This is a genomic window from Mailhella sp. (assembly GCF_057866825.1).
Window position 1 is genome coordinate 1 of record NZ_DBMAHT010000115.1, and the last position, 6,299, is coordinate 6,299.

Consider the following 6,299-nt stretch of genomic DNA (forward strand, 5'->3'; position numbering starts at 1 on the left):
GGGCATGATGTTCGGCTTCGCCTCCAACGAAACCGACACGCTCATGCCTGCTCCCATCTACTGGGCGCATCAGCTCTCGCTCCAGCTCTCCCGCGTGCGCAAGAACGGCATCGTCGATTTCTTCCGCCCCGACGGCAAGACGCAGGTTTCCTTTGAATACGTGGACGGCAAGCCCGTGCGCATCAACAATGTGGTGGTGTCCACGCAGCACTCCCCCAAGGTGAGCCACGACGACATCGTGGAAGCCGTGAAGAAGGAAGTCATTCGTCCCATTCTTGAGCCCACCGGCTACTTCGACGAAAAGGACTGCGAAATCTTCATCAACACCACGGGACGCTTCGTCATCGGCGGCCCCATGGGCGACTGCGGCCTCACCGGCCGCAAGATCATTCAGGACACCTACGGCGGCATGGGCAACCACGGCGGCGGCGCGTTCTCCGGCAAGGACCCCTCCAAGGTGGACCGCTCCGGCGCGTACATGGCCCGCTACGTGGCCAAGAACATCGTGGCCGCCGGTCTGGCCGACCGCTGCGAAGTGCAGATTGCTTACTGCATCGGCGTGGCCGAACCCGTGTCCGTGCTGGTTCACACCTTCGACACCGGCAAGCTGCCCGACGAACAGCTCACGAAGGTCGTGCGCGAAGTGTTCGATCTGCGCCCCTACTTCATCTGCAAGCGCCTCGACCTGAAACGCCCCATCTACAGCAAGACTTCCTGCTACGGTCACTTCGGCCGCGAACTTCCCGAATTCACCTGGGAAAAGCGCGACGCCGTGGACGATCTCATCACCGCCGCCAAGCTGTAGTCTTCCCTTTCTGAACGCGAAAGCGGAGGAAGAACGCCGTTGTTCTTCCTCCGCTTTTTTTTCGGAACATCCGCCCGCCCGCAATCCGCAGACGCCGCCTTCACGCCCGGCGCATCGCCGCGTCGGCCTGAAAACAGGGCGGAACAAAAAATCGTTTCCGGACTACTTCAGCACGCGCGGTTCGGTGAAGGGCACATGGGAGCCCACCACCAGCCAGCCGCCCCGGCGGGCGCGGTTCAGCATGTCTTCACGCACGCGGGCCGCGGCCGCGGGATCCATGTCGAAGCTCGTGGAAACCGCAGGATTCGCTTCCTGCACGTCGAAGGCATGCAGAAGATCGCTCCAGAACAGGAAGGTGCGGTCTTCCCCGGAAACCATGATGCCCACGTGTCCGGGAGTGTGCCCGGCCTCGTCCACGGCCAGAACGCCGGGCAGCTGCGCGCACACGCTCTCTCCGGCTTCAAACGTGGCCACGCGGCCCTTGTACGCGGCAACAATGTTCGCCACGTTCTCGAAAATCTTCACCGCGCCGCCCTTGGCCGCCTGGCGGTTCGCCTCACCGGTCCAGTACGAAAGCTCCCGCTCAGGGAACAGCACCACGGCCGACGGGAACGCGGCCCTGCCGTCCTTCACGAGTCCGCCCACATGATCGCCGTGCGCATGGCTGACGATGACGTGCGTCACGTCCTTTCTCTCAAGTCCGGCTCCGCGCAGCGCCGCGTCCATCTGGGCGTCCGTCCAGTCGAAGCCCGTATCCACCAGCGCCGCCACGCCGGGCGCGCGCAGAAGCAGCACGTTGAGCACGTTGTGAATCGCGCCGTCGGGGTAGGCGTCGGCCACGGCCTTTTTCTGCTGCGCCGTGCCCGGCAGCAGAATGGACGCGTTCAAGTCCTTCTGCACCAGAGACACGACTCTGACGTTCACATTGCCCACGGAAAGTTCATGAAACGGAATGTCCCCGGTCTGCGCGGACGCGTTGCCTGAAGCAATCATCATAACGACTCCCAACAGTTGAACAACCTTTTTCCACATAACGACCTCCCTGATCAGCGGGGAATGCCGCCGTCGCCGTGCGGCATGATTTTCTGCCGAAGGCGGACGTTCCGGGCCTTCTGCGGCAGCGCCGCAAGCACGCGGCGCGACACGTCTGCCGACATCCAATCGGGCGCGCTCCCAGCACGCGCCCCGCTCTGCCGCGCTCTTCCGATGCTCCCGGAACGGCTTGCCCTGTCCTCATGATACGGCAACAGGCCCTTCTCCGCCAGTCTTCCTCCACGGGGTTCAGCGGCGAAAAAACTGAAAAAAAAGCCCGCGTCGAACGACAACGCGGGCACATGTTCCGGCGAAATTCCGGCGTCAGATTTCCAGTTCCCTGAGCCTTGCCTCTATTTCGTCGCTTCGCTCAAGCAGCGCGAGCTGCTCTTCCTCCACCTGCGGCAGGCGGGCAATCTTGGCGTTGAAGGCGTCGGGATCGCGGCTGAACAGATCGGGATCGGCCAGCGCTTCTTCCAGCGCCTTCTGTTCCTTTTCCAGCGCGTCGAGTCTGGCGGGCATTTCCGCCTGCTCCTTGAGCAGAGCTTCCTGTTCGCGCTGTTCCTTGTAGGAAAGACGACGCTTCTTCGGCGCGTTTTCCTTCCACGTTTCCTTGGACGAGGAAACCTTCTTCTCCTCCGGCTTCTGACGCTGGCGCAGCCAGTCGGTGTAGCCGCCCACGTATTCGCGCACCTTGCCGTCGCCTTCCAGCGCAATGGTGCTGGTCACCAGCTCATCAAGGAAGGCGCGGTCGTGGCTCACCACGATGACCGTTCCCTTGTAGGAGGCCAGCATTTCTTCCAGAAGTTCCAGCGTTTCCGCGTCGAGATCGTTGGTGGGTTCGTCGAGCACCAGCAGGTTGGAAGGCCGAGTGAAGAGCTTGGCAAGCAGCAGACGGTTGCGTTCGCCGCCGGAAAGAAGGCCCACCGGCGTTCTCAGACGGCTGGAATCAAAGAGAAAATCCTGAAGATAGCTCGCCACGTGACGCGGTTCGCCGTTGATGGTCACTCTGTCGTTGCCCTCGGCCACGTTGTCCATCACGCTCTTCTCGTCGTCCAGCGAGTCGCGGAGCTGATCGAAATAGGCAATCTGCAGTCCCGTGCCGAGGCGCACCGTGCCGGAAGTGGGCGCAAGCTCCCCGAGCAGCACGCGCAGAAACGTGGTCTTGCCCACGCCGTTGTCGCCGATGAGGCCTACCTTTTCGCCGCGCTGAATGATGACGTTCGCGTCTTCAAACACCTTGTAGCCGTCCGGCCAGACAAAGGACACGTTCTTCATCTCGGCCACCAGCTTTCCCGACTTTTCCGCCTCCTGCACGTTGAGCGTGGCCGTGCCCATTCTTTCCCGGCGGGCGGCGCGCTCCTCGCGCATCTTCATGAGCTCGCGCACGCGCCCCATGTTGCGGGTGCGCCGCGCCTTGATGCCCTGCCGTATCCACACTTCCTCCTGCGCGAGCTTCTTGTCGAAGGCGGCGTTCTGCATGTCTTCCGCGTGCAGACGCTCCTCGCGGCGCTCAAGGTAGGTATCGAATCCGCAGTCGTAGCAGTAGATCTTGGCGCGGTCGAGCTCCGCCATGCGCGTGGCGAGACGCCGCACGAAGGCGCGGTCGTGGCTGATGAACACCAGCGTGCGCGACTGCCGGGCCAGATACTCTTCCAGCCAGCTGATGGTGCTGATGTCCAGATGGTTGGTGGGCTCGTCGAGAAGCAGCACGTCCGAGGCGATGAGCGCCCGGGCGAGCGCCACGCGGCGGCGCGTTCCGCCCGAAAGCGTGGAAAAGTCCGCCTCCGGATCCAGCGCAAGGCTGTTGATGACGCCGAGCACTTCGCCGTGCCGCTCCCACACCTCGCCGTGTTCCATGACGAGATCAGCCTCGCGGGCCAGATCGGGCGGCAGAAGATCGCGCCTGTCCGAGGCGATGAGGTGCGCCGCGGCCAGCAGATGCCCCTCCTTGCCGAGCGCGTCGGCCGTCACGCTGAACACCGAGCCCTTCCAGTGATCGGGCACGGCCTGCTGCACATAGCCTATGCGCAGTCCCGGTTCCTCGTGACGCTCTCCGGCGTCCAAGGGAAGGCGTCCGGCCAGCACCGACAAAAGCGACGACTTGCCCACGCCGTTGCGGCCCACGATGCAGAGCCTGTCGCCCTGCTCCACGAATATTTCGGTATGATCCAGAAGCTGTCTGTTGCCCAGCGTAAGGCTGGCGTCCTGAATGGAAAGAAGTGCCATGAGATTCTCACAAGTTGCCGGGCCGAAGCCCATACCATCCGCCGCGGCCGGAACAGCCGCGGCAAAAAACATGTCCGGCGGCCTTTAGCCGCCCCCTGCGCCCTTGCCCTGCCGGAAAGGCGGCCGGGCTAGTGCGCCTCGCCCCAGTTGCGGCCGACGCCCGCATCCGCCACCAGCGGCACATGCAGTTCCAGCCCCCAGGCCGAGGTGTCGGTCATGAGCGAGGCCAGCCGCGAAGCCGCGGCTTCGGCGTTTTCCTCCGGCGCTTCCACAATGAGTTCGTCGTGAATCTGAAGGAGCATTCTCGCCTTCATGCGGCGCAGTTCCCCGTCGTTGTACACGGAGAGCATGGCCAGCTTGATGAGGTCGGCGGCCGAGCCCTGAATGAGCGTGTTCACGGCCTGCCGCTCCGCGAGCGCCCGGGCCTGACCGCTCTGGGAAAGCATGTCCGGCAGCGGACGGCGACGCCCGGAAAGCGTGGTGACGTAGCCGTTTTTGCGGGCCTCCTGCTCCACGGAGTCGAAGAATTCCTTGATGTGCGCAAAACGGGCGAAGTAGCGCTCGATGAACATGCGCGCCTCCGAAAGCGGAATACCGAGATCCTGCCCGAGCTTGCGCGCGCCCATGCCGTAGATGAGGCCGAAGTTGATGGTCTTGGCCCTGCGGCGCTGATCCGGGCCTATCTGTGCGGGATCGACGTCGAAGAGCAGCGCGGCCGTGCGGGTGTGGATGTCCTCGCCGTTGCGGAAGGCGGAAAGCAGGGTGGGATCCTGCGAATAGTGCGCGAGCACCCTGAGTTCCACCTGCGAGTAGTCCGCGGAAATGAGCTTCATGCCCGGCCCGACCGTGAAGCAGGTGCGCATGCGCCTGCCGAGCTCGCCGCGCACGGGAATGTTCTGCAGATTGGGATTGCTGGAGGAAAGGCGTCCCGTGGCCGTGGCCGTCTGATTGAAGGTGGTGTGAATGCGGCTGTCCGGCCCGGCGAGGCGCGGCAGAGGCTCAAGGTAGGTGGAACGCATTTTTTCCAGCTTGCGGAATTCAAGCAGGGCGTCCACCACGGGATGCTGCCCGGAAAGCTTTTCGAGCACCGCCTGCGAGGTGGAAGCCTGCCCGCCCTTGGTGGACTTGGCCGCCGCAAGGCCCAGCTTCTTGAAAAGAATCTCGCCTATCTGCTGCGCGGAGCGGATGTTGAACTGCTGCCCCGCCTCCTGATAGATGCGTTCGGTCAGCGCGTCAAGCTCGGTCTGCACTTCGTCGAGAAAATCCCTGAGAGCGGCCTTGTCGATGGTGATGCCCGCGTTTTCCATGGACACCAGCACCGGAATGAGCGGCATTTCCATGTCGTGCAGCAGGCGCAGAAGTCCGTCGTGTTCGAGGCGCTTCACCATGTCGTCGTACAGGGAAAGGGCGATGGAGGCCGGTCTTTCCATGGGCAGACCGCTTTTTTCCGCATGACGGGCGGAAAGGCTGGGCCAGCCGTAGTCTCTGTCTTCGGGCGCGAGAAGATAGGCGGCAAGGCCGAGATCGAAGCAGCGCGACGGCGAAATGGTGCCCCAGGCCGGATGCGCGTGCAGAAGACGCTTCATGTCCGGCGTCACGACGAGGGCGGCGGCGGAGGCCCAGGCCACGAGCGCCCGGGAGTCGCCGGAATAAAGGCTCTCCTCTACGTCGGAGCCCTTGCGCACGGCCACGCACAGGCCGTGACTCTGCGAACGGTTCACCACGGGCGCAGGCGTGACGGCGACCATGCGCCCGGCGCACACGGGCAGACGCGAGGCGTCCTGCACGTCGTCCATGACCGGAACGGGCGCGGGTTCGTCGAACAGAGAAAGCTGACGCGCCGTGCGCGCACCCGGCGCGGCTGCGCCGGAAACTTCCTCGGCTTCGCCCTGAAAGGCCACCACGCCCTGACGCATGAGGCTGTCGAGCTCGCGCAGAAGCGAATTCATTTCAAATTCCCGCAGGAAGGTGCGCGCGTGCTGACGATCCAGCGGTTCCACGGCGAGCTCTTCCAGAGGCTGCGCGCAGCAGTCGGTGTGCAAGCGGGTGAGCTCCCGGTACAGGAACATGGCCTCTTCGTTGCCTTCAAGCTTCTTGCGGATGGAGGGCGGCACCTCGGCCATGCGGTCGCGCACGTCCTCAAGGCTGCGGAAGTCGCGGAACAGCTTTTCTGCCGTTTTTTCGCCTATGCCCTTCACGCCGGGCACGTTGTCGGCGGTGTCGCCGATGAGCG

Annotated in this window: 4 protein-coding genes; 1 reads left to right on the plus strand and 3 read right to left on the minus strand. The window is 63.8% G+C overall.

Annotated features, from left to right (window positions below; all coding sequences use genetic code 11):
* Positions 1–805: methionine adenosyltransferase (metK, locus tag ACZM96_RS08955; protein ID WP_489488623.1), on the plus strand; the 805-nt coding region annotated here is incomplete at its 5' end.
* A gap of 162 nt (positions 806–967) precedes the next feature.
* Here metK and ACZM96_RS08960 read toward each other — a convergent pair.
* From ACZM96_RS08960 to polA, 3 genes are all read right to left on the minus strand, one after another.
* Complete coding sequence (locus tag ACZM96_RS08960) at positions 968–1,801, minus strand: MBL fold metallo-hydrolase (protein ID WP_489488625.1); 834 nt, start codon at positions 1,799–1,801, stop codon at positions 968–970.
* A gap of 360 nt (positions 1,802–2,161) precedes the next feature.
* On the minus strand, positions 2,162–4,066 hold the full coding sequence (locus ACZM96_RS08965; protein ID WP_489488627.1) for an ATP-binding cassette domain-containing protein: 1,905 nt from the start codon (positions 4,064–4,066) through the stop codon (positions 2,162–2,164).
* Between the two features lie 128 nt (positions 4,067–4,194).
* Positions 4,195–6,299, minus strand: a 2,105-nt coding sequence (gene polA / locus ACZM96_RS08970) for a DNA polymerase I (RefSeq protein ID WP_489488629.1), incomplete at its 5' end; no start/stop codon positions are given.

Bases quoted from the DNA above. Each gene is read 5' to 3' on its own strand.
- ACZM96_RS08960 (WP_489488625.1), bottom strand. From the start codon at position 1,801: ATGATGATTGCTTCAGGCAACGCGTCCGCGCAGACCGGGGACATTCCG.
- ACZM96_RS08965 (WP_489488627.1), bottom strand. From the start codon at position 4,066: ATGGCACTTCTTTCCATTCAGGACGCCAGCCTTACGCTGGGCAACAGA.